Source organism: Myxococcus sp. XM-1-1-1 (genome assembly GCF_020037095.1).
Classification (GTDB): domain Bacteria; phylum Myxococcota; class Myxococcia; order Myxococcales; family Myxococcaceae; genus Myxococcus; species Myxococcus fulvus.
The window spans coordinates 56,082-80,975 of the sequence record NZ_JAIQDH010000021.1 but is presented as its reverse complement, the minus strand read 5'-3'; the positions used below and the strand labels follow the sequence as shown (position 1 = coordinate 80,975).

Annotated in this window: 17 protein-coding genes, 5 tRNA genes and 1 other RNA gene; 19 read left to right on the top strand and 4 right to left on the bottom strand. The window is 69.8% G+C overall.

Annotated features, from left to right (window positions below; all coding sequences use genetic code 11):
• Nucleotides 1-68: 68 nt before the first annotated feature.
• The 8 genes from serS (at nucleotide 69) to ffs (ending at nucleotide 2,593) form a co-directional block, all read left to right on the top strand.
• Entirely contained in the window at nucleotides 69-1,349 is a 1,281-nt protein-coding gene (gene serS / locus K8640_RS32115) for a serine--tRNA ligase (protein ID WP_223750642.1), read from the top strand.
• 114 nt (nucleotides 1,350-1,463) lie between these two features.
• Nucleotides 1,464-1,550 (top strand) — tRNA-Ser (locus K8640_RS32110).
• A 42-nt stretch (nucleotides 1,551-1,592) separates the two neighbouring features.
• Nucleotides 1,593-1,682: transfer RNA gene (locus tag K8640_RS32105), tRNA-Ser, on the top strand.
• A 30-nt stretch (nucleotides 1,683-1,712) separates the two neighbouring features.
• Nucleotides 1,713-1,786: transfer RNA gene (locus tag K8640_RS32100), tRNA-Arg, on the top strand.
• 23 nt (nucleotides 1,787-1,809) lie between these two features.
• Nucleotides 1,810-2,277 (top strand): tRNA adenosine(34) deaminase TadA, encoded by a 468-nt coding sequence (gene tadA, locus K8640_RS32095; protein ID WP_223750559.1) that lies wholly within the window; start codon nucleotides 1,810-1,812, stop codon nucleotides 2,275-2,277.
• A gap of 6 nt (nucleotides 2,278-2,283) precedes the next feature.
• A tRNA-Ser gene (locus K8640_RS32090) sits at nucleotides 2,284-2,370 on the top strand.
• 13 nt (nucleotides 2,371-2,383) lie between these two features.
• A tRNA-Ser gene (locus K8640_RS32085) sits at nucleotides 2,384-2,470 on the top strand.
• Nucleotides 2,471-2,500: 30 nt separating this feature from the next.
• An RNA gene (ffs, locus tag K8640_RS32080) (signal recognition particle sRNA small type) lies at nucleotides 2,501-2,593 on the top strand.
• A gap of 97 nt (nucleotides 2,594-2,690) precedes the next feature.
• Here the strand turns inward: ffs and K8640_RS32075 are convergent.
• Nucleotides 2,691-4,142: a glycosyltransferase family 39 protein gene (locus tag K8640_RS32075; protein ID WP_223750558.1), complete on the bottom strand. Its 1,452-nt coding sequence runs from the start codon at nucleotides 4,140-4,142 to the stop codon at nucleotides 2,691-2,693.
• A gap of 109 nt (nucleotides 4,143-4,251) precedes the next feature.
• On the opposite strand from K8640_RS32075, the gene K8640_RS32070 reads away from it, so the two are divergent.
• From K8640_RS32070 to recR, 5 genes are all read left to right on the top strand, one after another.
• Nucleotides 4,252-5,790, top strand: coding sequence for an NAD(P)/FAD-dependent oxidoreductase (locus K8640_RS32070; RefSeq protein WP_223750557.1), 1,539 nt, complete (start codon nucleotides 4,252-4,254; stop codon nucleotides 5,788-5,790).
• A gap of 55 nt (nucleotides 5,791-5,845) precedes the next feature.
• On the top strand, nucleotides 5,846-7,051 hold the full coding sequence (gene dnaX / locus K8640_RS32065) for a DNA polymerase III subunit gamma/tau (RefSeq protein ID WP_141333166.1): 1,206 nt from the start codon (nucleotides 5,846-5,848) through the stop codon (nucleotides 7,049-7,051).
• 892 nt (nucleotides 7,052-7,943) lie between these two features.
• The gene (locus K8640_RS32060) at nucleotides 7,944-8,939 is read left to right on the top strand and encodes a DNA polymerase III subunit gamma/tau (protein WP_223750556.1); all 996 of its coding nucleotides are present in this window, start codon (nucleotides 7,944-7,946) and stop codon (nucleotides 8,937-8,939) included.
• A 60-nt stretch (nucleotides 8,940-8,999) separates the two neighbouring features.
• Nucleotides 9,000-9,317, top strand: coding sequence for a YbaB/EbfC family nucleoid-associated protein (locus tag K8640_RS32055; protein WP_046712137.1), 318 nt, complete (start codon nucleotides 9,000-9,002; stop codon nucleotides 9,315-9,317).
• Between the two features lie 6 nt (nucleotides 9,318-9,323).
• Nucleotides 9,324-9,917: a recombination mediator RecR gene (gene recR, locus K8640_RS32050; RefSeq protein ID WP_046712136.1), complete on the top strand. Its 594-nt coding sequence runs from the start codon at nucleotides 9,324-9,326 to the stop codon at nucleotides 9,915-9,917.
• Between the two features lie 43 nt (nucleotides 9,918-9,960).
• Here recR and K8640_RS32045 read toward each other — a convergent pair whose 3' ends face one another.
• From K8640_RS32045 to K8640_RS32035, 3 genes are read right to left on the bottom strand one after another with little or no spacing between them, the layout of a single operon-like run.
• Nucleotides 9,961-11,847: a protein kinase domain-containing protein gene (locus tag K8640_RS32045; protein ID WP_223750555.1), complete on the bottom strand. Its 1,887-nt coding sequence runs from the start codon at nucleotides 11,845-11,847 to the stop codon at nucleotides 9,961-9,963.
• A gap of 2 nt (nucleotides 11,848-11,849) precedes the next feature.
• Nucleotides 11,850-13,826 carry a FecR family protein gene (locus K8640_RS32040; protein ID WP_223750554.1) on the bottom strand — a complete coding sequence of 659 codons (1,977 nt, stop codon included), beginning with the start codon at nucleotides 13,824-13,826 and terminating at the stop codon, nucleotides 11,850-11,852.
• Nucleotides 13,823-15,328, bottom strand: coding sequence for a carboxypeptidase regulatory-like domain-containing protein (locus K8640_RS32035; protein ID WP_223750641.1), 1,506 nt, complete (start codon nucleotides 15,326-15,328; stop codon nucleotides 13,823-13,825). Before K8640_RS32035 ends, K8640_RS32040 begins: the two co-directional genes overlap by 4 nt.
• Before the next feature lie 351 nt (nucleotides 15,329-15,679).
• Here K8640_RS32035 and mglB point away from each other — a divergent pair, with 351 nt between their 5' ends.
• The 6 genes from mglB (at nucleotide 15,680) to K8640_RS32005 (ending at nucleotide 24,894) form a co-directional block, all read left to right on the top strand.
• A complete protein-coding gene (gene mglB / locus K8640_RS32030) occupies nucleotides 15,680-16,159 on the top strand; it encodes a gliding-motility regulator GTPase-activating protein MglB (RefSeq protein WP_002637270.1) in 480 nt (159 codons plus the stop codon).
• Nucleotides 16,160-16,170: 11 nt separating this feature from the next.
• Nucleotides 16,171-16,758, top strand: coding sequence for a gliding-motility regulator Ras-like GTPase MglA (mglA, locus tag K8640_RS32025; protein WP_046712132.1), 588 nt, complete (start codon nucleotides 16,171-16,173; stop codon nucleotides 16,756-16,758).
• A 115-nt stretch (nucleotides 16,759-16,873) separates the two neighbouring features.
• The gene (locus K8640_RS32020; RefSeq protein ID WP_324289058.1) at nucleotides 16,874-17,602 is read left to right on the top strand and encodes a dihydrolipoamide acetyltransferase; all 729 of its coding nucleotides are present in this window, start codon (nucleotides 16,874-16,876) and stop codon (nucleotides 17,600-17,602) included.
• A 16-nt stretch (nucleotides 17,603-17,618) separates the two neighbouring features.
• Complete coding sequence (locus tag K8640_RS32015) at nucleotides 17,619-20,030, top strand: tetratricopeptide repeat protein (protein ID WP_223750552.1); 2,412 nt, start codon at nucleotides 17,619-17,621, stop codon at nucleotides 20,028-20,030.
• Nucleotides 20,030-23,416: a tetratricopeptide repeat protein gene (locus tag K8640_RS32010; RefSeq protein WP_223750551.1), complete on the top strand. Its 3,387-nt coding sequence runs from the start codon at nucleotides 20,030-20,032 to the stop codon at nucleotides 23,414-23,416. The genes K8640_RS32015 and K8640_RS32010 overlap by 1 nt, the downstream gene beginning before the upstream one ends.
• Nucleotides 23,413-24,894, top strand: coding sequence for a tetratricopeptide repeat protein (locus tag K8640_RS32005; RefSeq protein WP_223750550.1), 1,482 nt, complete (start codon nucleotides 23,413-23,415; stop codon nucleotides 24,892-24,894). The genes K8640_RS32010 and K8640_RS32005 overlap by 4 nt, the downstream gene beginning before the upstream one ends.

Below are 24,894 nucleotides of genomic sequence, written 5' to 3'. Positions count from 1 at the left end.
GCCCTTGAGCACCCCGGGCGCGAGGAACCTTGCTGACGCCCACCAAGGGTGACTACAAGGCGTCCCCCATGCTGGACCTCCGGTACGTTGCGCAGAACTTCGATGCGGTCGTCGCTCGCCTGAAGACGCGGGGCGGCAACCTGGACCTCGGCCCCTTCCAGCGCCTCTTCTCCGAGCGCGGCGAGCTGTACCGCGCCACGGAGTCCCTCGCCGCGCGCCGTAACGCCGCCAACGAGGAGATGAAGAAGAAGGCGAAGGAGGACCCCCAGGCGCTGGACGCGCTGCGCGGCGACCTCCGCGCCGTCTCCCAGGAGATCAAGGAGAAGGACAGCCGCCTCAAGGAGGTGGAGGAGGAGATCAACCGCATCCTCCTGCTCATCCCCAACCTCCCCCACGAGTCGGTGCCCGTGGGTGAGAGCGCGGACCAGAACGTCCAGGTGAAGAGCTGGGGTGAGAAGCCCAACCTGCCCTTCACGCCCAAGCAGCACTTCGAGCTGGGCGAGAAGCTGGGCATGCTCGACTTCGAGCGCGCCGCGAAGGTGTCCGGCAGCCGCTTCACCTTCTACAAGGGCGCGCTGGCCAGGCTGGAGCGGGCGCTCGTCACGTTCATGATCGATGTGCACACCCAGAAGGGTTACACGGAGCTGCTCCCGCCCTACCTGGTGCTGCGCGAGACGATGATGGGGACGGGCCAGCTGCCCAAGTTCGAGGACGACGCCTTCAAAACGCTGGGCGACCCCGAGCGCTTCCTCATCCCCACGTCGGAAGTGCCCGTCACCAACTACCACGCGGACGAAATCCTCGAGGGCGAGTCGATGCCCATCCGCTACTGCGCCTTCAGCCCGTGCTTCCGCGCGGAGGCAGGCGCGGCCGGCAAGGACACCCGCGGCCTCATCCGCCAGCACCAGTTCCACAAGGTGGAGATGGTGAAGTTCGCCCAGCCGGACAAGAGCCTGGACGAGCTCGAGGCCATGACGGACGACGCGTGCGACATCCTGCGGCGGCTCGGCCTGCACCACCGGGTGATGCTGCTGTGCACCGGCGACATGGGCTTCTCGGCCCGCAAGACCTACGACATCGAGGTCTGGCTGCCGGGGCAGAACGCCTACCGGGAGATTTCGTCCTGCTCGGACTGCGGCGACTTCCAGGCGCGCCGCGCGAAGATCCGCTTCCGTCCCCAGAAGGGAGACAAGCCCCAGCTCGCTCACACCCTGAACGGCAGTGGCCTGGCCGTGGGCCGCACGTCCATCGCCATCCTGGAGAACTACCAGCGCGACGACGGCACCGTGGGCATCCCGGAGGTCCTCTGGCCGTACATGGGAGGGCTCAAGGAGCTCAAGCCGCTGTAGCGAAGCAGCGTGGCGAAAAGGTGTGATCATCCGCTTGCAACGGGCGAAGAATCAGGTAGAAGGGCGGCCCCACGGTCGACGTCGGTCCGAGGGACACCGCCGGCTGGGTTGTTTGGAGGCGTGGCCGAGCGGTTGAAGGCAGCGGTCTTGAAAACCGCAGAGGGTGCAAGCTCTCCGTAGGTTCGAATCCTACCGCCTCCGAAAATGTTCTTGAGTTTTGCGGTTCTTTGACAGAGAAGAGTTGGAGAGATGGCCGAGAGGCTGAAGGCACAGGTTTGCTAAACCTGCATACTCGAAAGGGTATCGAGGGTTCGAATCCCTCTCTCTCCGCCACTTGTCGTTGTAGCAGCGCGTGAAGATTTTGCTCCCTTAGCTCAGCTGGATAGAGCGTCGGACTACGAATCCGAAGGCCGGAGGTTCGAATCCTCCAGGGAGCGCTCCCTTCTCTCACGCCGTCTCCATGAGTGACGACGAAGCTTTCATGCAGCAGGCGCTCGCGCTCGCGCGGGAAGCCGCGACACTCGGAGAAGTCCCCGTCGGTGCGGTTGCCGTCCATGATGGAAACATCATCGGCACGGGCTTCAACCGCCGCGAAGTGGATCGCAACCCCCTCGCCCATGCGGAAGTCCTCGCACTGGATGCCGCTCGCAGGCATCTCGGGGTCTGGCGGTTGACGGGCGTCACCCTGTACGTGACGTTGGAGCCGTGTGCCATGTGTGCCGGAGCGCTGGTCCAGTCCAGGGTGACTCGCCTCGTGTTTGGCGCCATGGACCCGAAAGCCGGCGCGGTCGGCTCTCTCTACAATCTGGCCGAGGAACCCCGGCACAACCACCGGCTCCAGGTCACTCGTGGTATCCTCGCTCAGGACAGCACGACTCTTCTCAAAACGTTCTTCGGGCGCCTGCGCGCGAAGCGACGCGACAATTGAATACTTGGAGAGCTGGCCGAGTGGTCGAAGGCACCTGACTCGAAATCAGGCATACCGGTAACGGTATCGTAGGTTCGAATCCTACGCTCTCCGCTCCAGACTTTCTGGAGAGGTGGCCGAGCGGTTGAAGGCGCACGCCTGGAACGCGTGTATATCTGAAAGGGTATCGTGGGTTCGAATCCCACCCTCTCCGTTGTTGATACTGCAGTTGATGTCTACAGCCTTTGTGGTCGGGACAACGTGGGGGCGCGAACCCCGCCAGGTCCGGAAGGAAGCAACGGTAGCGTACCACCGCGTGTGTCCCGGCCGTTCTGAAGGGCCAGTCTCCGTTTCGGAGGCTGGCTCTTCGCCTTTGCGGGGTACGGAGTCCGCCCTGGGCCAGAGCACCTGACGGGCGCCCTCCCCTGTCGACCTCAGTCGCGGACGAGCAGCGTCTCGCGGCCGATGCGCTTCTCGATTCGGAAGCCGCCTGCCTGGAGCTCGGGCAGGGCCCGGTCCTCGAAGGAGACGGCACGGTTGAAGGTCCGGTCGTTCAGCCCTCGCTGGAAGGCGTCGTCGCGGGGCCAGTCACAGGTGAGCCAGGGGATGCGCTGGCCCAGGTAGAAGAAGCCGCCGGAGCCCCAGAGCCCCTCGTTGACGATGAGCAGCCCCGTGGCGCCGCCCATCCGTGTCGACGCGACGATGGCTCGGAACTGGTCCGCCCGCAGGTCCTGGGGAGGGAACCAGCGGGCGGAGACGAGCCCCGTCACCAGCGCCATCGCCGTCACGCCCCATCGAGCGGATGCGGGAACGCGCGTGGTGAGGAGGTCCGCGACGACGGGCGCCGCCGCGAGCACGCCCAGCACCAGCGCCGGGTAGAGGAAGCGCTCCTCCTTGTGCGCGGTGACGAGCAGCACGCCCAGGTAGACGGCGGCGCACGTCAGCGGCAGGGACACGCCTCGCCGCCCCGCTCGCAGGCCCAAGGGCACCGCGACCCAGGCCCAACCGGGAACGGCCGTCACCAGGGGGAGCAGGTAGAAGCCGGGAGCCGCCGAGCCGAAGCGGGCCGCGGCCTCGCCCGAGAGGACGTTGAAGCGGACGTAGGTGAAGAACGAGTGGAAGGGGCTGCCCCAGGTGAGGTGGTCCAGGAGTCCCAGGCCCGCCGCGACGACGAGCCCGCCCAGGCAGGTGAAGGCCAGCATCCGCCAGCGCCGGGCCACCAGCAGATAGAGCAGCGCGGTGAGGACACAGATGGCGGACGGGTAGCGCGTCACCACCGCGAGCCCCAGCGCGACGCCACCGAGGAGCCCTGCCCGCGTCTCGCGCTCGCGCCGGTCCAGGGCCTCCATGGCCACCACCAGGAAGGAGGTGGAGATGGACTCCGCCAGGGTGCGGCCCGCGAAGACGAGCACCGGCCCGTAGAGGCCCACCAGCAGGACGGCCAGCCAGCCTCCCGAGACGCCTGTACGCCGGGCGGCGAAGCGGTACGCGGCCCACAGGCTCCACGCATGCAGCGCGAGCTGGGGCAGGGCCGTCATCGCGCGGTAGCCCTGGGGGTCGGTGATGCCCAGCATCCCCGCCAGTTTCAGGAAGCCGGCCAGGACTCCCGGGACAGCCCAGTTACGGATGCCATCGCGCCACTCCCACGCCAGCACGCCGTAGCCATGCACGCGCCAGTACGCGGGCTCCAGCGCCTGGAACACCTCGTCGGGGTGGATGCGGCCCAGTTGGGCCACGGCGATGACAGCGGGCAGGAGTGCCACGACGACGAGGGCCGCCCTCGCGAGGAGGGAGGGGCTCGCCGGAGGATGTGGCCGAGCGACATCCGACGGCAGGGGCTCGGGCGACATGGGCGGGGTGGGCGTCTCGGGCAGGGCGGCGGACACGGGCGCCCGGGACTCTCCCCGGCCCGGCGGCGAGGTGCAAGCCAGCGGACGTTTGTCCCCCAGGGCTCCGCTCGGGTAGGAACGCGGTTCCCTCGAGAAGGAGCAGGCCATGCCGGACGTCATCGTGGTGGGAGCGGGACACAACGGACTCGTGACAGCGGCGATGCTCGCGCGCAGGGGCCTGTCCGTCACCGTCCTGGAGGAGAAGGACGTCATCGGCGGAGCGTGCCGGACGGAGTACCCGTTCAAGAGCGCGCCCGGACTGGGCGTGTCCACGGGCGCGTACCTGCTGGGACTGATGCCGCCGGAACTCCTGCGCGAGCTGGAGCTGGACCTGCCCCTCAAGCGGAGGGACCCGCACTACTTCCTGCCCACCACGGGTGAGCGCTATCTGCTGTTCGGCTCGGACGAGCGCGAGCTGAAGCGCCAGTTCCTCGAGTTCTTCTCGCAGGCGGACTGGGAGGCCAACCAGGCGATGAACGCGGAGCTGGCCGCGCTGCGTGACGACCTGGCGCCCGCGTGGCTCAAGCCGCCGCTGACCCACGAGGAGACCGCCGAGCGCTACATCCGGCCCGCGCTGCGCGAGCACTTCCTCAAGCTGTGTCGGGGCTCGGCGCGCCAGTACCTGGAGCGCTTCGGCTTCAAGTCCGACCTGGTGAAGGCGATGTACGCGGTGACGGACGCCTTCTCCGGACTGGACGGCGGCTATGACACGCCGGGCACGGGGATGAACCTGCTCGTCCACAACATGTGCCGGCTGCCGGGCAGCGGCGGCACGTGGATGATTGTCGGCGGCGGCATGGGCACCGTCACCCAGTCCATCGCCAACGTCGCGCGCAAGCACGGGGCCGTCATCCGCACGGGCGCCAAGGTGACGTCGGTGCGCGTGGACTCGGGCGTGGTGAAGGGTGTGGTGCTGGAGAACGGCGAGGAGCTCCAGGCCTCCGTGGTCGTGTCCAACGGAGACCCGTTCCGCACGCTGAAGCTGGTGGACACCGCGGCACTGCCGGCGGACTACCGCGCGAAGGTGGGCGCGATGGCGGTGCCGGGCACCACGCTCAAGGTGAACCTGTGCCTGAAGGAGCTGCCGAGGTTCACCTGTCTGCCCGAGGACAAGGGCCAGTTCGGCCCCACCATCCACCTGCTGCCGCAGGAGGACGACGTGCTCGGCGCGCTGGAGCGCTCGTACCGCGACACGCAGGCGGGCAGGCTGTCCGACTTCCCCTCCATCGAGTGGTACATCCACACCACCGTGGACCCGTCGCTGCGTGACGCCGAGGGCCGCCACAACTCCGCGCTCTTCGTGGAGTGGGTGCCCTACAAGCTCGAGGGCACGACGTGGGAGAAGGAGGAGTCGCGCTACGTGCAGCAGCTGTTGTCCGTGTGCGACCGCTTCGCGCCGGGGACCAGTGATCTCGTCCAGGAGTACTTCGCCCTCACGCCGCCGAAAATCGAGAGCCACTTCGGAATCACCGGCGGGCACATCCACCATGTGGACAACAAGCTGGGCTTCACCGACAGGCTGCCCTACGAGACGCCGGTGCAGGGGCTCTACTTCTGCAGCGCGGGCTGCCACCCGGCGGGCAGCGTCATCGGCGCGGCGGGGCACAACTCGGCCCAGGTCGTGCTGAAAGCGCTCGGACGCTGAGTCGCAGCGCCTGGAGATGGATCCTTCGCGCCGTCGTGTTTAGATGACTGCCCCCATGAGCTACCTCGTCCTCGCCCGCAAATGGCGTCCGCAGAAGTTCGATGACATGACCGGACAGGAGCACGTCGTCCGGACCATCGCGAACGCCATCAAGATGGACCGGGTGGCGCACGCGTACCTGTTCTGCGGCCCGCGCGGCGTGGGCAAGACGACGGCCGCACGCCTGCTCGCCAAGGCCCTCAACTGTGAGAAGGGCCCCACGGCGACTCCCTGCGGTGAGTGCCGGGCGTGCACGGAGATTGCCGCCGGCACCAGCGTGGACGTGGCGGAGATCGACGGTGCCTCCAACAACGGCGTGGAGAACGTCCGCGAGATTCGCGAGAACGCGAAGTACCTGCCGCAGCGCGACCGGCACAAGATCTACATCATCGACGAGGTCCACATGCTGTCGGGGGCGGCGTTCAACGCGCTGCTCAAGACGCTGGAGGAGCCGCCCGGGCACGTGAAGTTCATCTTCGCGACGACCGAGGCGCACAAGCTCCCGGACACCATCCTGTCGCGCTGCCAGCGCCACAACTTCCGCCGCATCTCCGCGGCGAGGATGCTCCAGCGGCTGCAGGAGATCTGCAAGGCGGAGGGCGCGGGCATCTCGGACCGCTCGCTGTCGCTCGTGGTGCGCCAGTCCGAGGGCGGCATGCGCGACGCGCTCAGCCTGCTGGACCAGGTGCTCGCCTCGTGCGGAGCGAATCCCACGGACGAGGAGGTCGCCGAGGCGCTGGGCGCCATCGACCGGACGATGGTGCAGGACTTCGCCGACGCGCTGGTACACAAGGATGCCAAGCGCGTGCTGGAGCGCGTGGAGGAGGTCTTCAACCGGGGCCTCGATTTGAAGCGCCTCGCGGAGGAACTGGCGATGCAGCTTCGCCACCTCTTCGTCACCAAGACGCTGGGCGAGGCGCCCGCGGAGCTGGCCGAGTCCGAGCAGAAGGCGCTCGTGGCGCTGGCGAAGGACGCGGAGAGCGCGCAGCTCACGCGGCTGTTCGACGTGGTGCATGGCTCCGTCTGGGATGTGTCGCGCGCGGCGCAGCCGAGGCTCGCGCTGGAGATGGCGCTGTTGAAGGCCATCCAGCTGTCGCCCGGAGGGTCGATTCCGGAGCTGCTCGCGAAGGTGGACCGGCTCACGGCTGGACTGCCTCAGTCGGACAAGGCCAATGCTGGAGCGCCAGGAGGTCGCTCCAGCTCCACGAACTTTCGCGCCTGAGCCTCGCCAGGCTCCGCCCCCCGAAGCCGCGCCCGCCCCACGTCCGTGGGAGACGGGTCGAGCCGCGCCTGCGACGGGGCAACAATCCGTCTCGACGCTCGCGCCTGCCGGCACCTCCGGTGGAGCGCCGTCGAGCGATGGCGTTTCCACGGCCATGCCGTCAGCACAGCGGACTTCGAATGGAGGTGCTGACGCCCGCGCGCATGCAGGGGCAGTCAACGGCAGCGCGTCGTCGCCCCATCTGGGTGGCGCAGTCGACGGTGCGCAGGTCGGACCCCATGGCTCCGCGGGTCCATCACGCCTGGGGCTCTCGGCCTCGCCTCAAGGTGGACCATCGGATGCGCCTCGCGCGTCTGTCGGACCAGGCCCGAACGGAGCGATGGGACGTGCGCCGTCGGGCCCGCCCTGGGATGCCGCAGGGGCATCCTCCGTAGAGACCTCCGCCGGGGCACGAGCTCATGTACCGTCGGGCCCGCCCTGGGATGCGCATGGTTCATCGGCAGGACTGCCATCCGGTGGAGCCACAGCGCGTGCGCCATCGGGCCCGCCATGGGATGCGCCAGCCGCCGTCTCCGGACAGCAGCCGACGGGAGACCTCGCCCGCCCAGCGCAAGCGCCTCGCTTCGATGGGACCGCGCCGCTCGACACGCGGGGAGCCCCTCGCGATTCCGGAGCCTCGCGCTACGACGACTCCGACTACATCGCGGAGCCGCCGCCCGACATCGAGCTGCCACGCCACGGTGGCGGAGCATCGGACGAGCCGCCAGCAAACATCACGCTGCCTCGGAACAACGGCCCGACGCGTGAAGCCACGCCCTCCCCTGAGGCCTCGGCTCCGTGGACTCCGCCCGCGACAGTGGGCATCACGCCCCCTGTCCCCAGCGGTCCGGTGATGGCGGGTCTGCCTCCGTCCGCCGCGCGCCCCCTGTCCTTCCTGCGCAACGGCGGCGGCGCCCAAACCGTCTCGGACGCTCCGCCCCCATCGGCGTATCCCGTCGAGAATCCCCTGCCCTCGGGCCCCGTCCTGGACGGCCTGCCCCCGTCCGCCGCGCGGCCCCTGTCCTTCCTGCGCAACGGTCCGCCCGCGCCCACGGCAGCGCCGCCCCCGCAGCAGCCCATCAGTCCCCCCGGCCCGCATGCGGGCGCCACCCCGCTCTCCCGCACCACCGAGCCGGCGCCCACCGTCCGCGTCATCAACGTCCGCAAGCCCGAGCCGCCGCCCGGCCCGCCCGAGCCACCTCCCTACGGCGACAGCGACGAGGAGTCCCGCTTCTATCCAGAAGAGGCCTCTCCGGGCGGCTGCGCCTCCGGCGAGTGCATTCCCGAGCCCGAAGCCCCCACCGCCGCGCCCGAGCCCGAGCCGCCTCCCATGGCCGCCGCGCCCGTCCCCGTGGCACGCGGGCGCGACAACCCCAACCTGCCGCTCATCGAGCGTTGGCGCGCCGCGGTGGAGACCGTGAAGGCGGGCTCCCTGCGCCACGGCACCGCCCTCGCGAACGGCCGGCTCATGTCGATGAAGGCCGGGGAGATCATCCTCGGCTTCCTCCCCTCCGCGGGCCTGCACCGCATGTCGGTGTCCGCCGCCGCGGGCAAGGCCACCATCGACAAGCTCCTGGCCGAGCACTTCGGCCGGCCCGTGAAGCTGTCCTTCCAGGACGTGTCCGCGGACGACTCCCGGGCCGCGCCCAGCCTCGCCGAGCGCGACGCGCAGAGCCGCGCCACCCACGAGAAGAACACAGAGAGCAAGGTGCGCAACCACGCCTCGGTCCGCTCCGTGCTCCTGGTCCTGGGTGGAGAAATCGAGCACATCCAGATCTACGAGCCCGAGCGCCCCTCCGCCGCCTCGGTCGCCGACGCTCCTGTCGAAGCCCCTGACGACAGCGCCTGACAATGGACGCGCGCGACGCTAGGGTGCGCGCCACACTCCACGCCCGTACCGAGGAAGCACATGCCCGGCGTCGACCTGAACTACTTCATCCGGCAGGCGAACAAGCTGACGGAGAAGATCGAAGAGCGCAAGCAGCAGCTGGCCGAGGAGACCGTCGAGGCCAAGGCCGGCGAGGGCCGCGTCACCGTCGTGGCCAACGGCATCCAGGAGATCCGCAGCATCAAGATCGACAAGGAAGCCATCGACCCGAACGACACGTCGATGCTCGAGGACCTCATCACCGCCGCGGTGAACGCCGCCCTGGCGAGCAGCCGTCAGCACATGCAGCGCGAGCTCGCGAAAATCTCCGGCGGCATCAAGATCCCCGGCGTTACCTGATACCGGATGACTCCCGATCCGCTGAACCGCCTCGTCGCCCAGCTCGCGAAGCTGCCAGGCATCGGGGAGAAGACCGCCCAGCGCCTCGCGTTCCACATCCTGCGCTCTCCGGGCGAATACGCCTCCGAGCTGTCGCAGGCCATCCGCGAGGTGAAGGAGAAGGTGCACCTGTGCGTGCGCTGCTTCTCCCTCACGGACACGGAGACCTGCGGCTTCTGCAGGGACCACCGCCGTGATGAGCGGGTGCTGTGCGTCGTGGAGACCTTCGCGGACCTGATGGCGCTCGAGCGCACCCGCGAGTTCAAGGGCCGCTACCACGTGCTGCACGGCGTACTGTCCCCACTCGAGGGCGTGGGTCCGGATCAGCTCCGCATCAAGGAGCTGTTGGAGCGCCTCACCGACAGCCAGGTGGAGGAGCTCATCCTCGCCACCAACCCGGACGTCGAGGGCGAGGCCACCGCGCTCTACCTGACGCGCCTGCTCAAGCCCATGGGCCTGCGCCTCACCCGCATCGCCCAGGGCCTGCCCATGGGCGGTGACCTCGAGTACGCCGACCAGGCCACGCTGGCGAAGGCGCTGTCCGCCCGCCGCGACCTCTAGTCGTACGAGCCGGCGCCGGAAGCTCCCGGCGCCGTGCCACTGCCTACCGCGTCAGTCGCCAGGAGAACGGCACCACCACGTTCACCTCCTCGTCGAGGTGCGCCGGGAAGCGCAGCCGCTCCGCCTGCGCCTGGAGACAGCGGCCCACCCCCGTCTGCGCGAGCGCCCCGCTCACGCCCGCCCGCACCTTCCCCGTCGAGGCGATGGAGAACTCCACCTGCACCTGGCCCTCGCTCGCCGGCAGGTCCGCGCGGTTCTTCTCGAAGCACGTGGTGATGCGCGAGCGCCCCTTCGCCACGACGCGGGAGATGTCATCCACGGTGAGCGACACCTTCTTCTTCGCCGTGCTCTTCACCGACTTGCCCTCCGCCGCCTCCTCCACGGGCGGCGGTGGTGACAACGCGCTCCCCACCGCGCCCGCCTCACCTCCAGTCCCCTGCGCCGCCACACCCTCGGGAGGCTGCGTCCCGACAGGTGGCGGCGACACGGGCGCCACGGCCTGCTGCGCGGGCTCGGCGACTCCTTCCGTCGAGGGAGCAGCGACCGGTGCCTCCACTGGCGGGGGTGCGACAGCAGCGCTGGGAGGAGCCACGACGCCCGCCGACACGGGAGCGACGAGCCGCGCATAGCCCACGATGCCCACGCCCGCGAGCAACAACCCACCCGCGAGCCCGACGACGAGCGGACGCCATCCGCGAGCACGGGGCGCGGCGACGGGCGTCGGCGCCGACTCGGTGGCCGGAGTCTTCGTCGCCGCCGGCACCAGCCCCGAGGACGACGCTGGCGAGCGTGCACTCCAACCGCGCGCCGTGGCCACGTCGGTGGCGCCCGTCGCGGAGGAAGGCCCCCCCACCACGTCCGTCCCCATCTCCACCACGCCCGTCGCCTGCGTCACCACGCCCAGCGCGGCGGAGAGCGAGGACAGCGTGGGGATGCGGGTGCGCTCGGTGAAGCGGTCCTCACCGAAGTGGCTGCGCAGGAACGCGCCGAGCTGCGGCGTGCCCGCGGCGCTCAGGTGCTCTCCGAGGAACGCCTCCAGGTCCTCGGCGAAGGCCTCCGCCGTGGCGTAGCGGTCCTGCGGCAGCGGCGCCATCGCCTTGAGGACGATGGCCTCCAGCTCCGCGGGAAGGTCCGGCCGCAGCTCGCGCGGACGCTTGAACTCGCCGTGCAGGAGCGCGTTGAGGACCGCCAGGTCGTTCTCCCGCGAGAAGGGCCGCACGTGCGTGAGCGCCTCGTACAGGCTGACGCCGAGCGCGAAGATGTCCGCGCGCCGGTCCACCCCCTGCCCCTTGGCCTGCTCCGGCGCCATGTACATGTACTTGCCCTTCACGACGCCGGTGCGCGTGTTGGCGAGCCTCGACTCGGCCTTGGCGATGCCGAAGTCCAGCACCTTCACCTGCCCCTGGTACGTCAGGTACAGGTTCGACGGGGAGATGTCGCGGTGCACGACGTTGAGAGGCTGCCCCAGCTCGTTGCAGAACTCGTGGGCGTAGTGCAGCCCTCGCGCCGAGTCGATGAGCACGCGCAGCACGATGGGGAACGGCAGGTACGCGCGTCGCCGTCCCGCCAGCCGCAGCGTCGTGGAGAAGTCCTCGCCCGCGAGGTACTCCATGCAGATGTAGTAGCAGCCCTCGGTGAAGCCGAGCTCCTGTATCTGCACGATGTTGGGGTGCGACAGCTTCGCGGCCAGCCGCGCCTCGTCCCGGAACATCTCCACGAAGTCGGGGATGTTCGACAGGTGCGGCAGCATCCGCTTGATGACCACGTTGCGCTCGAAGCCGTCGGCGCCGAGCAGCTTGGCGAGGAAGATCTCCGCCATGCCGCCCTCGGCCAGCTTGCGCACGAGGACATAGGGGCCGTACGGGCGAAGCAGCGGCGGAGGAGCCTCCTCGGTGCCGGAGCCGGGCTGTGTCGTCTGGGGGGGAGACATCCTCAGGGCCCTCGCTCTTTCAGGGTGCGCACCGTGTGGACATCCGGAGCACCCGGTCGCGTCATTTTAAACACCAGCAGCGGGGGCGAGCCCACCGGCTCCACCCACGTATCGAACCGATGCTTGCCGTCCAGGCTGGCGGGACGTCCATTGATGGACACGCGCGCGTTCACCGGCGCCACGCCCGTGGCCCTCACCTTCGCCGCGGAGCGTTGCCCCTGGCGCGGCTGCGACACGAGCAGCATCGGCACCGAGTTGTCGTACACCAGCTCCAGCTTGTTCATCCGGCCCCCCTTCAGCTGCTCACCTGACTCGGACAACGGCGTGACGGACCACAGGTAGCTACCCTCGCTCAGCGCGCCCGCATCCAACGCCGCGCGCGCCTCCGTCACCGTGCGCTCCGCCACGGGCTTGTCCAACGCGCCCGCCCGGTACACCGCCACCCGGTAGCGCGCCGCCGACGTCTCCTCCGAATAGGTGAACGTCACGGCCGGCGGTTTGTCCTGGTAGAAGATGGTCGTCTTCTCCAGTCCCTCCGGCACCACGTTGCGCACCCGGTCCAAATCCCGACCGAGCCGCTCCGGCGCGAACACCGCGCTGCCCTTCGCCACCTCCTGACCGTCCTTGCCCTTCACCCGCCAGAAGAGCGTCCCGCGCGCGGGCGCCGGCACGTTGACGAAGGGCTGGAACACCGTGCCCGTCAGCAGGGGCCTGGTGAACTCCGCGTCCGTCGCCACCTCCACCGTCACCTCGCCCTCCTTCTCCCAGCCGAAGGCCACCTCGGGCATGTCCTGGTGGTACACCTCCGCGCCGTCTCCCGCGCCGAGCAGCAGGGGCGCGGGGCCGAGCGACTCGATGCGCGCCTCGCCCGTCTCACCCGAGACGACAGCCCGCTCTCCCGCCCGCAGCGGCTGTCGCGTCTCGCCGCGCACCAGCGTCACCCGCCCCGTCTGCGCGTCCACCAGATAACCCGACCCCGTGCGCCGCACCGCCAGCCGCGATGCGCCGTCCCCCTCCAAGGTAAGCCCCGGCAGCACCACGCGGCTCTCGCGGCCCTGCGCGAGCTGGAGCCCCAGTCGTCCCTGGCGCAGGTCCAGCCGCGCCTCATCACTCGTACCGCCCTGCCCCGCGCCCTCCAGCACCATCTCCGCCGAGGGGCCCAGGGTGAGCTGCGAGGACGAGTTCTTCAGCGCCAGGTCCACCGAGCCGCCCGCGCGCGTGCGCACGCCGTCACCGGGCGCGAGCACCTCGCCGTCCGCGCGCACCGACCTCCAGCGCTTCGCGTCCTTCCCGCGCAGCTCCGCCCGGCCCGAGCCCACCCGCACCGTCACGTCGATGGGCTCCAGCTCCACCCGCCGCGAGCCCTTGAGCCTCAGCTCAGCCCGGCCCGCGGACACCTCCACCGAGTCGCCTTCGGAGGCGCGCAGCTGCTTGCCGTCCTTCGCGACGAACTCGATGGCGCCCAGCTTCACCTCGACGCGGCCAGCGTCCTTCGTCACCTGGACGGAGACCTCGCTGGGCTCGGAGCCCACGCGCGTGAGGCCGAAGGGCGTCAGCAGCGTGAGCGCCACCTTCTTCCCAGCCGGAGCCCCCGCGGGCTTCGCGGGCACGCGCGACAACACGATGCCGCGCTCCACCGTCAGCACCACGCCGCCTGCGTCCTGGCCCACGCCGACGCGCGCGTCCGCGCCCACCTCCACCGAGCGCCCGTCCGGGAAGCTCAGGGTCGCCGCGCCCGACGCCCCCGTCTCCACCGCGTCGCCCGAATACAGCGGGCCCGCCTGCGCGGGGACCTTCTTGCCGCCGCGCTCCACCTGCACGTCGCCGGACAGGCCCTCCAGTCGGGCCAGCTCCACGGCGGGGCCCGAGTCGGGGGCCGCGGCGGACTCGACGGGAGGAGGGGCTGGAGTGGCCGCCTCGTCGTCGCAACCCGACACGACGAGCAGGAGGGCCAGGAGCCAGGGACGCGTGTTGCTCACCGTTTCTGCCTCGGGAAGAGATCGACGTTGAAGATGGCCTGCTCGCCGTCCTTCAAGGTGACGAGCTTCGACTGCGTGAAGAACCCGCGCGCGGAGATGGTGATGCGGTAGGTGCCACCGCGGACCTTGAAGGTGAACGCCCCCTTCGCGTCCGTGCGCGCCTTCACCTTCGCCTGCGGAATCAGGAGCGTGGCGGCGATGGGCTTGCCACCGCGTGCGTTGCGCACCTGGCCGGTGAGCGTCGCGGGCTCGCCCTTGCGCTCGGAGGCGAGCGGCACCGAGAGCGCCGTCTCCTGCCCCGCCACGATGATGGCCGCCTCCTCCGCCGTGCGGTAACCCGAGGACGTCGCCACCACGGCCACGGGGCCCGGCGGCAACTCCTTCACGTGGACCTCACCGCGCAGGTCCGTGCGCGCCTCCACGCCGCCCACCATCAGCCGCACTCCGGGCAGCGGCACGCCATTGCCCGCGCTCACCACCGAAATCTTGAGGCCCCCCGTGGGCGGCGGCAGCTTGCGCGCGCGCACCGCCAGCGCCACGCGGCCACCATCCTCCAACGTGACGCGGCCCTCGGCCGGCGCGTAGCCCTCCGCGCTCACCCGCGCCACGACATCTCCCGGAGGCAGCTCCACGCCCTCCACGTTGCCCTGGGCATCCGCCTCGCGAGGCGCGCCCTCCACGCCATTGGCGACGAGCACCACCTTCGCGGCCGGAAGCGGCGCGCCCGACTCCGCGTCCAGCAACTGGAGCACCAGCGTGCCCATCGGCACCCGAGGCGGCGGCGGTGGCGCTGCCGGAGCGGAGGGCGCGTCGTTCCACGCCAGCTCCAGCGCCGCGCCCACCCGGCGCATCCGCTGCTCGGAGCGCGAGCCGTCCGCGAGCGTCACCGTGTCCTGCACGTGCTGGAAGTCCAGGAGCACCGTCCCGGACCAGCTCCCCCCGCCCGTCAGCGGGAACAACAGCGCGCCGCCCGCCGCGAAGCCCTTGGCCTCCGCCTTCGCGCCCGCCGCGTCCTTGACCGACAGCGACACCGGCACCTCGCCCCGCGCCTCCACCGCCAGCCGGGTGAAGAGCGGCACCCGCACGCTCGCGCTCACCAGGGCCGCGTGCCGCACGCCCCGCGCCAGCACCGGCTCATCCGAGGTGCCGAAGACCGGCAGCTGCGCGTACCCGTAGCCCGCCCCCAGCTCCGCGCGCACCGGCCCCAGGAAGGCCCGGGCCCGGGGCCCCACCGACGCCCGCAGGAGGCTGCCGCCGGTGATCCTCACCGAGTCCTCCTTCAGGTCGAACCCCTCCCGCTGCACCGACGCCCACCCGCCCAGCCACGCGCCCGCCCACGCCGTCCCCATCACCGCCAGATCATTCGGTGTGAAGCCGTCATAGGTGAGCCCGGGCCCTACATCGGCCTGTTGTCCGTTTCGGAGGGCAATGCCGTAGCGAAGGCGCAGCGAGGCTCGCTCGCGCACCTCCTCCGCCCGGACGGACGGAGCGGCGACCAGCACCAACAGCAAGGGCGCCAGACGCGCCAGGATGGGGGCAAGGGGGCGTGGGGGCGTCAAAGCCCGGCGGAGTATAGAGAAACCCGCGAACACCCCCAAACCAGCACCCTCAGTCCACCTGGAAAGGCCCTGGAGGGGCTTGACCAGGGCTCGCCGGGGGTCCGAAGCGGGCGGACAAGCCCGGGACATCCTCGTTCTCACCGCCAGGAACGGATGGCTTCTTGCTGAGGTGGAGGGGCTTTGCTAAGCATCCTCACGGTCGGTAGCGCCTCGTCTAACCTCCGGGATTCACTCCAGAAACAACGGGGTGGCACCGTGAGAGGGACGAGCGAACGCTGAGGAGCGCATACGCCCATGGGCACGCAACTGGTGATGTACGAAGAGGAGTTCACCAAGATCAACGCCGTTTGCGACCGGCTCACCAAGGACGCGAACGCGAAGGTGGTCTTCCTCGTCGACAAGAACGGGCAGCTCATCTCCTCGGCTGGCCAGACGCAGAACATCGACACCACGTCCCTGGCCTCGCTGACGGCCGGCAACGTGGCGGCGATGGGCGGGCTCGCCAAGTTGATCGGTGAGAACGAGTTCCCCAACCAGTTCCACGAAGGGGCCAAGGACTCGCTCTACATGACGATTGTCGGCAGCCGGGTGGTGCTGGTCGTCATCTTCGACAACCGCACGAGCCTGGGCCTCGTCCGCCTGCGCATCAAGAAGGCCAGCGACGAGCTCACGAAGATCTTCGAGAGTCTGGTGAAGAAGACGGACAGCCCGGGTGCCGGGTCGCCGTTCGCCGAGATCTCCGACGACGATATCGACAACCTCTTCAGCGAGTAACCCGGGAAGCCATGTCCTTCATCAACTACTCATCCCGCGAAATCAACTGCAAGATTGTCTATTACGGGCCGGGTCTCTGCGGGAAGACGACCAACCTCCAGTACATCTACAACAAGACGGCGGCCGAGACGAAGGGCAAGCTCATCTCGCTCTCCACCGAGACGGACCGCACGCTCTTCTTCGACTTCCTGCCGCTGTCGCTCGGCGAGATCCGCGGCTTCAAGACGCGCTTCCACCTCTACACGGTGCCCGGTCAGGTGTTCTACGACGCCAGCCGCAAGCTCATCCTGAAGGGTGTCGACGGCGTCGTCTTCGTGGCCGACAGTCAGATCGAGCGCATGGAGGCGAACATGGAGTCGCTCGAGAACCTGCGCATCAACTTGGCCGAGCAGGGCTACGACCTGAACAAGATTCCGTACGTCATCCAGTACAACAAGCGCGACCTGCCCAACGCCGTCACCGTGGATGAGATGCAGAAGGCGCTCAACCCGCGCAACATCCCCAAGTACGAGGCGATCGCGCCGACGGGCGTGGGCGTGTTCGACACGCTCAAGGCGGTGGCGAAGCTGGTGCTCACCGAGCTGAAGAAGGGCGGCTGACGAGGAAGCGGCCGGGCAACCGGCTCCCGTACCGCGGGTGACGAGACGCCCCGCGGTCAAGGGTGTTACAACCTGCTGCCGACGGGCCGGGCCGTCCGCCTCCTGAGGTCGCACAGTGCGTGTCGCAGCCACCCTCCGACTCCTCGCGCTCGTGAGCGCCACCCTCTGTGGGTCGGCGCTCGCGCAGGAGTCGCGCTCTCCCGCCCAGCCGCCAGTCGCCGCCGCCCAGGTCTCCGCGCCCGAGGGTGACAGCACCGCGGACGAGGCCTTCAACGCGCGCGTGAAGACGCTGGAGGAGCAGGTCGTCGACCTGAAGGAGAAGATCTACCGCTCCAAGGCGCGGCTCCTGCTGCTTCAGGAGACGGTGCTCGGCGGTGACGTCACCACGGGCGCGCGAGCGCACATCGTCCACAAGAACGAGATGGGCGGCTCCTTCATCCTGGAGTCGGTGACGTACGCGCTCGACGGCGCGCCCATCTTCACGCAGCTGGACCTGCAGGGCGAGCTGGCCAAGCGCGAGCAGTTCGAGGTCTTCAACGGGCGCATCGTCCCGGGCCAGCACCAGCTCGCGGTGCGACTGGTGTACCGGGGCAACGGCTTCGGCGTGTTCAGCTACGTGGAGGGCTACAAGTTCAAGGTGCAATCCAGCTACACCTTCAACGCGGAGCCGGGGAAGGTGTCCACGGTGCGCGTGGTGGGCTTCGAGCAGGGCGGCGTGACCACGGACCACAAGGACCGGCCCGCGGTGCGCTACGACATCGAGCTGTCGCGCGACGCGGCGCCCCGCATCGACGGCGAAGCGGGGACGACTCCCCCGGCCACCACCTCCACTGAAGCGCGGTAGGGGCACGCCGGTGAACGTGTCGCTTCGCGCACTCGCCCTGGTGCTCGGCCTCGCGGGTGGCGCTGTCGCCCGTGCCGACACGCCCCCTCCCCCGCCGCCCACGGCGCAGCAGTTGGAGCAGCGCCTGACGACGGTGGAGCGCCAGCTCCAGCTCGCCGAGGACAGCCTCCGTCAGGTGGAGACGAAGTACAGCCAGCAGCCGGAGCCCGACGAGGCGCAGGCGCGCGTGCGCCGCTACTCCGACGCGGAGATTCAATACCTCCTGGGCGACTGGACCGCGGCCTCCGTCCACTTCTACGACCTGGTGAGCGACCCGGAGTTCCGGAGCCACCCCCGGTACGCGGACGCGCTCTACTTCCTGGCGGACGCGCTGTACCAGCAGAAGAACGACGTGGGCGCGCGGCTGTACCTGCGCGAGCTGCTGTCGCTGCCCACGCCCTCGCCGCGCCACCGCGACGCGCTCACGCGCTACCTGGCCATCAGCGGCCGGCTGAACCTCTACGACGACGTGGACGCCTACGTGGAGCAGGCGCGCGGCCTGTTCGGCGGACAGCTCCCCGCGGACATCCAGTACGTCTACGCGAAGCGGCTGTTCCGTCGCACGGACCTGGTCCCTTCCGAGCGCATCGCCCACGCGAGGGCCGCCTTCGCGCCCCTGGCCCAGGCCCACGGCGGGCCCTACCAGTTGCAGGCGCGCTACCACATGGCGGTGCTGTCGATGCAGGCGGGTGAGCTGCCCATCGCCATCCTCCAGTTGCAGCAGCTGCTCACGCCGGTGGAGGGCGCGGCCGAGACGACGGCGCCGAAGGCGAAGAACAAGCCCCAGGTCCGCGCCACCGCGGACACGGATACGGAGCGCATCCGTGAGCTGGCGCTGATGTCGCTGGGACGCCTCTTGTACGAGGCGGGCCGCTTCGACGAGGCGCTGGACTGGTACGGCCGGGTGCCGCAGGAGAGCGAGTCGTTCCCGGAGTCGCTCTACGAAATCGCGTGGACGCAGGTGCGCAAGGGCAACCACCAGGAGGCGAAGAACGCCGTCGACATCCTGCTGCTCGTGTCGCCCGACTCCAAGCTCGCGCCCGAGGCGAAGCTGCTGCGCGGCCACCTGCTCCAGAAGCTCAAGCGGTACGAGGAGGCCATCGCGTCGTACGACGAGCTCATCGGCACCTTCCGCCCGGAGCGCGACAAGGTGGACGTGCTCCTGCGCGCCAACCGCGACCCGGTGGCGTACTTCGAGCGGCTCCTGGCGCGCACCGACACCGTGCCGGACGTGCGCACGCTCCTGCCTCCGCTCGCGCTGAAGTACGCGTCGACGGAGCGCGAGGTGAGCAGCGCGATGAAGACGGTGGGCGACATCGACAGTGGGCGGAGGGGCACACTGGAGGCGCGGGAGCTGGCCGCGCGCATCCTCACGGCCCTGGACACGCGCAAGCTGCAGACCTTCCCGGAGCTGCAGGAGGGCTTCACGCTCTCGGACTCGGTGGAGACGGCGAGCATCCAGGTCGAGGCCTCGCTGGTGGAGCTGGAGGGGCTGTCCTTGGAGTCCTCGCTCACCGCCGACGAGCGCGCCCGGCTCGCGCCGCTGCGTCGTGAGCGCGAGGCGCTGGCCGTCCGCTTCGCCTCGATGCCCGCCACGCAGCAGGACCTGGAGGAGCGGCTGCGGCGGATGCAGGCGCGCGTGGACGCGGTGGACCGAGAGGCCTTCCGGCTGGGCGCGGAGGTGCAGGGGCTGCACGCCATCGCCGCGGCGGTGCGCAAGTGGGTGGATGACACGCGGCTGCTCCGGCAGACGCCTCCCGAGGAGGAGCAGGAGTTCCTCGTGCAGCTCCAGGCAGAGGTCCAGACGCTCACGGATTTGCAGGGGGAGCTGGACCGCACGCGCGGGCGGCTCGCCGATGAGCGCAACGGCGCGGCGGCGGCGCTGGCCGGAGAGCAGGCCATCCGCGGCCGGTTCGCGCAGGCGCTGCGCGCTGAGCACGCGGTGCTCGAGGAGGCCGAACGACGACAGGCGCCCTCGGGCCTCATGACTCGCGCACATGCGGTGCGCCAGCGCGGCGAGGCCTTGCGAGGACGTGTCGCCCAGGCCCAGGGTGCGCTGCGCGGACGCGTGGAGCAGAAGGCCACGCGCATCCGGGCGAAGGTGCTGGCCGAGCAGCAGCTGCTCGAGCGCTACGAGGCCGAGGTGGCCGCGGTGGCCGGCAACGCGAAGCAGCTCGTGGGCCGCATCGCGTATGACAGCGTCCGGCGCGTGCGCCGACAGTTCTACGACCTGGTGCTCAAGGCGGACGTGGGTGTGGTGGACGTGGCCTTCACCGAGAAGCAGGACAAGACGACGTCCATCCAGAAGGTCTCCGCGCAGAAGGCCGAGGCCCTGCGCGCGCTCGACGCCGACTTCCGGGACGTGCTGTCGTCGGAGGAGAGCCGGTGATGCGGCGCGTTCTCGCGGTGCTGCTCTCGCTGGCCTCGCTGCCCGCCGCCGCCCAGGCGCCGGAGGCTCCCGCCCAGGCCACGAGCCCCTCCGACACGGAGGCCCCGAGCCCTTCGGGCACGCCCTCGCGCGACTACCTGAATGGGCTGGGTCGCTCGCCGGACGAGGAGCTGCTGCTCCAGGACGTCAGCCGCGCCCTGCGCACGTACGACGAGGAGTCGCGCGAGTTCAGCCGCGACGTCCAGGGGCTGATGGAGCACAAGTACGAGCAGAAGCGGGACTCGCTCGCGTCCTCGTACGAGAAGGTCATCCGCGACTTCGAGGCCCAGGAGCGCAAGGAGCGGATGGAGGCCATCGTCCGCTTCGAGGAGTTCCTGCGCCGCTACCCCAGCGAGCCGCGCTACACGCCCGACGTGATGTTCCGCCTCGCGGAGCTCTATTACGAGCGCTCGCAGGACGAGCATCAGCTGGCGATGAAGGAGTACCGCGACCGGCTGGAGATCCACGACAAGAACCCCGACGGCACGGCGTTCCCCGTGGAGCCGAAGAAGGACTACGCGGACTCCATCGCGCTGTATCGCCGGCTGCTGAAGGAGTACCCGGACTACCGCTTCAACGACGGCGCGTCCTACCTGCTGGGCTACTGCCTGGAGGAACAGGAGCAGGTGGAGGAGAGCTTCCTCGCCTATCAACAGCTCATCGCGCGCTATCCGCGCAGCCGCTTCGCCACCGAGGCGTGGGTGCGCATCGGCGAGTACTGGTTCGAGAACTACAAGGACCCGCAGGCGCTGCCGCGCGCGGCCCAGGCCTTCGAGGCCGCCTCCCGCGACACGCTCCACCCGCTCTACGACAAGGCCCTCTACAAGCTGGGCTGGACGTACTACCGGATGGACCGCTTCGACGAGGGCGTGGAGTCCTTCCTCACGCTGGTGGACTTCTACCAGGCCCAGGCCGTGGCCCAGGGCAACACCGAGGTGGGCGGAGACCTGCGCGACGAGGCCCTGCAGTACGTGGCCATCTCGCTCGCGGACGAGTCGTGGGGCGGCCTGCCTCGCGCGAAGTCGCTGTTCGTCAAGCGCGCCGGGCGTCCGTACGAGGCGGACGTCTACCGTCGCCTCGGGCACGTGTACTTCGACCAGACGAACTACGCGTCCGCCATCGCGGCCTATCGCCAGGTGCTGGAGAAGGAGCCGCTGACGCCCGACGCGCCCGAGCTCCAGCAGCGCATCGTGCAGTCCTACGAGCGCGACCGGATGATGGCGGAGTCCTTCGCCGAGTCGGAGAAGCTGGCCACCCGTTATCAGCCCGGCACCGCGTGGCACGCGAAGAACATGGGCGACCCGGACGCGGTCTCCCGCGCCAACGCGCTCGTCGAGAAGAGCCTCTACACCACCGCCACCTTCCACCATCAGCAGGCGCTGGTGTTCAAGAAGGAGGGCCGCTTCGAGCAGGCCCAGGCGGGCTTCGCCACCGCGGCCCGCTCGTATGGCACGTACCTGGAGCGCTTCCCGCGCAGCAAGAGCGCGGGCGAGATGCGCTTCTATTACGCCGAGTGCCTCTACTTCTCGTTCCAGTTCGCCGAGGCCGCGAAGGCCTACGAGCGCGTGCGAGACACCGGTGAGAGCGTGAAGCACCGCGACGACGCGGCGCACAGCGCGGTGCTCGCGTGGCAGCAGCTCCTCGCCCAGGAGCAGCAGGCCGGCAAGGCGCCGAAGCTGGAGGTACTGCGCTCCAGTGAACGTCCGGAGGGCTCCGCGGTGAAGCCCGCGCCGCTGACGCCCACCGAGGCGAAGCTGGTGTCCGCGTCGGACCGGTACGCCGCGCTGCTGCCTCGCGACGCGAAGGCGCCCGGCATCGCGTACAAGGCCGCGGAGCTGTATTACGCGCACGACGACTTCCCCGAGGCGCGCAAGCGCTTCGAGCGCATCATCCAGACGTGGCCGAAGAACGAGGTGGCCCGCTACGCCACCAACCTCACCGTCGAGTCCTTCCTCATCGACAAGGACTGGCGCAGCGTGGAGGAGGTCAGCGCCCGGCTGGCCGGCAACACGCAGGTCATCGAGCCTTCCAGCGAGCTGCATCAGCAGCTCGTGAAGTTCAAGCTCGCGGGCCGATTCAAGCTGGCGGACCAGCTGCTGGCCGAGGGCAAGTACGAGGAGGCCGCGCGCAAGTACACGCAGCTCGTCGACGAGGCGCCCCGGCACGAGTTCGCCGACAAGGCGCTGAACAACGCGGCCGTCGCGCACGAGAACACACGGCGGTTCGACTCGGCGCTCAAGCTCTACGAGCGCATCTACCGCGAGTACCCGTCCTCTCCGCTCGCGGACGCGGCGCTGTTCCGCGTGGCCGTCAACGCGGAGAAGTCCTACGACTTCGACAAGGCCGTCGTCAGCTACCAGAAGCTGGTGAAGGACTACCCCAAGTCGAAGGACCGCGAGGCGGCGCTCTTCAACACCGCCCGCCTGCTGGAGGGTCAGCAGCGTTATTCCGAGGCCGCGGCCACCTTCATCCGCTACGCGGAGCTGTTCCCCTCCGCCGAGGACGCGCCGAAGAACCAGTACCGCGCCGCCGTCCTGCTGGAGAAGCAGGGGGATGCTCGCGGAGAGGTGCGCGCGCTCCAGGAGTTCGTGCGCAAGTACGCGAACAAGTCCGCGCAGGTGGAGCTGGTGGTGGACGCGCACCGGCGCATGGGTGACGCGCACCAGAAGCTCGGTAACGAGAAGCAGGCGCAGAAGGACTACACCCAGGCGGCGAACGAGTTCGACCGGCGCAAGCTCAAGCCGGACACGCACCCGCTTGCGGCGAACGCGGCGGCGTATGGACGCTTCCAGTTGGCGGAGGCGCAGCTGCGCCAGTTCGACAAGCTGAAGATTGGCGGCTGGGGCAAGACGCTGGTGCGCAGCTTCGCGGTGAAGCGCGCGGGTGTGAAGACGGTGAAGGACGCGTACGCGCGTGTGTATCCGTACAAGCAGCTCGAGTGGTCGCTCGCGGCGGCCTATCGGTCCGGCTACGCGCTGGAGCGCTTCGCGAACACCATCATCGAGACGCCCGTGCCGCCAGACGTGAAGCGGCTGGGTGAAGAGGCGGTGGTGACGTACCAGGACCTGCTCGCGCAGAACACGGCGGAGCTGGAGGACGCCGCGGTGGAGAGCTACGCGGTGGCGCTGGCGGAGGCTCGGAAGAATCGCGTGTCCAACGAGTGGACCCGGCGCACGCTGGAGGCCCTCAACCGCTTCCGTCCGAAGGAGTACCCGGTGCTCAAGGAGCCCAAGCAGGCCCTCGCGTCCGAGGCCACCTATCCGGAAGGGCTCATCGGCCACGTGAGCGGCCCGCCCCGGCCGTCTCCCGAGGACGAGCGCCGCATCACCGGGGGAGCCAAGCCGTGAGCACCACGCCACGCACGCTCGGGGCCTCGGCCCTCACCGCGCTGTTCCTCTCATCGGGGCTGTGGTTGTCCGCGTGCGCCTCCGCACCGGAGACACGTCCCACGCAGGACGCGTCCACGCCCGCGCCCGCGCCCGGGAAGGACACGGCGGCGAAGGCGCCCCCCGTCGTCGAGCCACCTCGCCGCAGCGCGGCCGAGGACTTCGACCAGGCGGTGGCCATCGCGCGGACGGGCGAGCTGACAGCAGCCGAAGCCGCACTGCGCGCCCTGGTGACGCAGGAGCCGAAGCTCGACTACGCGTGGACCAACCTGGGCATCGTCCAGGAGCGCCTGGGCAAGCACGAGGACGCGGAGCGCTCGTACCGCCAGGCCCTCACCCTCGCGCCGGAGCAACAGTCCGCGTGGGACTGCCTGACCCGCCTGTACGGCCGCACGGGCCGCTCGGCGGCGCTGGAGACGGAACTGCGAGGGCTCCTGGAGACGAAGCAGGACTCGGTGACGCTGCGCACGGTGCTGGCCGTCACGCTGCTCCAGCAGAAGAAGCTGGGGCCCGCGGCCACCGAGGCGAAGCGCGCGCTCAAGGGCGACGAGCGACACACGCACGCCATGCAGGTCCTCGCGCAGGTCTACTACCGCGAGGGCAAGCAGGAGCTGGCGCGCATGGTGCTCGAGAACGCGCGCGACATCGCGCCCTCGGACGCCGCCACGCGCAACGCGCTCGGCCTGGTGTACCTGGCGCTGAACGTCAGGCCGCAGGCGCTGGAGGAGTTCAAGGAGGCCGCGAAGCTGCGGCCCGACTTCGCCGAGGCTCGCAACAACTTCGGCGCGATGCTCAACGAGGCACAGGACTACGCCGCCGCCGTGACGGAGCTGGAGGCCGCCGTGAGGTCCGCGCCGGACTTCGCCGCCGCGCGCCTCAACCTGGGCAATGCCTACCGCGGCACCGGTGACTTCGAGCGCTCCAAGGCCGAGTACGAGCGCGTGCTCGAACTGCGCCCGCAGCAGCCCGACCCGCTGTTCAACCTCGCCATCCTGTACCTCGACGTGGAGCCACCAGGCGGCGACCCCGTCGGGCGCTACAAGACGGCGCTCACCTACTTCGAGCGCTACGAGGCCCAGGGCGGCAAGGACGACCGCATCCCCCAGTACACCAAGGACGCACGCAAGAGCATCGAGCGTGAAGAGCGGCGCCTCGAGCGCGAGCGCAAGGACCAGCTCCGCAAGGCCGCCGAGCTGGAGAAGGCCCAGAAGGAGGCCGCGAAGCAGGCCCCCGACGCCACCGTGTCGGCTCCGGCCTCGCCCCCGGCCGACCCACACGCCCCCACGGACACGTCCCGGTCACCCGTGACACCCGGAACCACCGCCCCCGGCGCGGTGTCCCAGCCTGGAACCCAGGCCGCCCCTCCTCCGGCCGAGAGCCCCCCTGCCCCCACGCCCGCGAAGGCCGGCTCGGGTAAGCTGGCCGACGACAGGAACTAG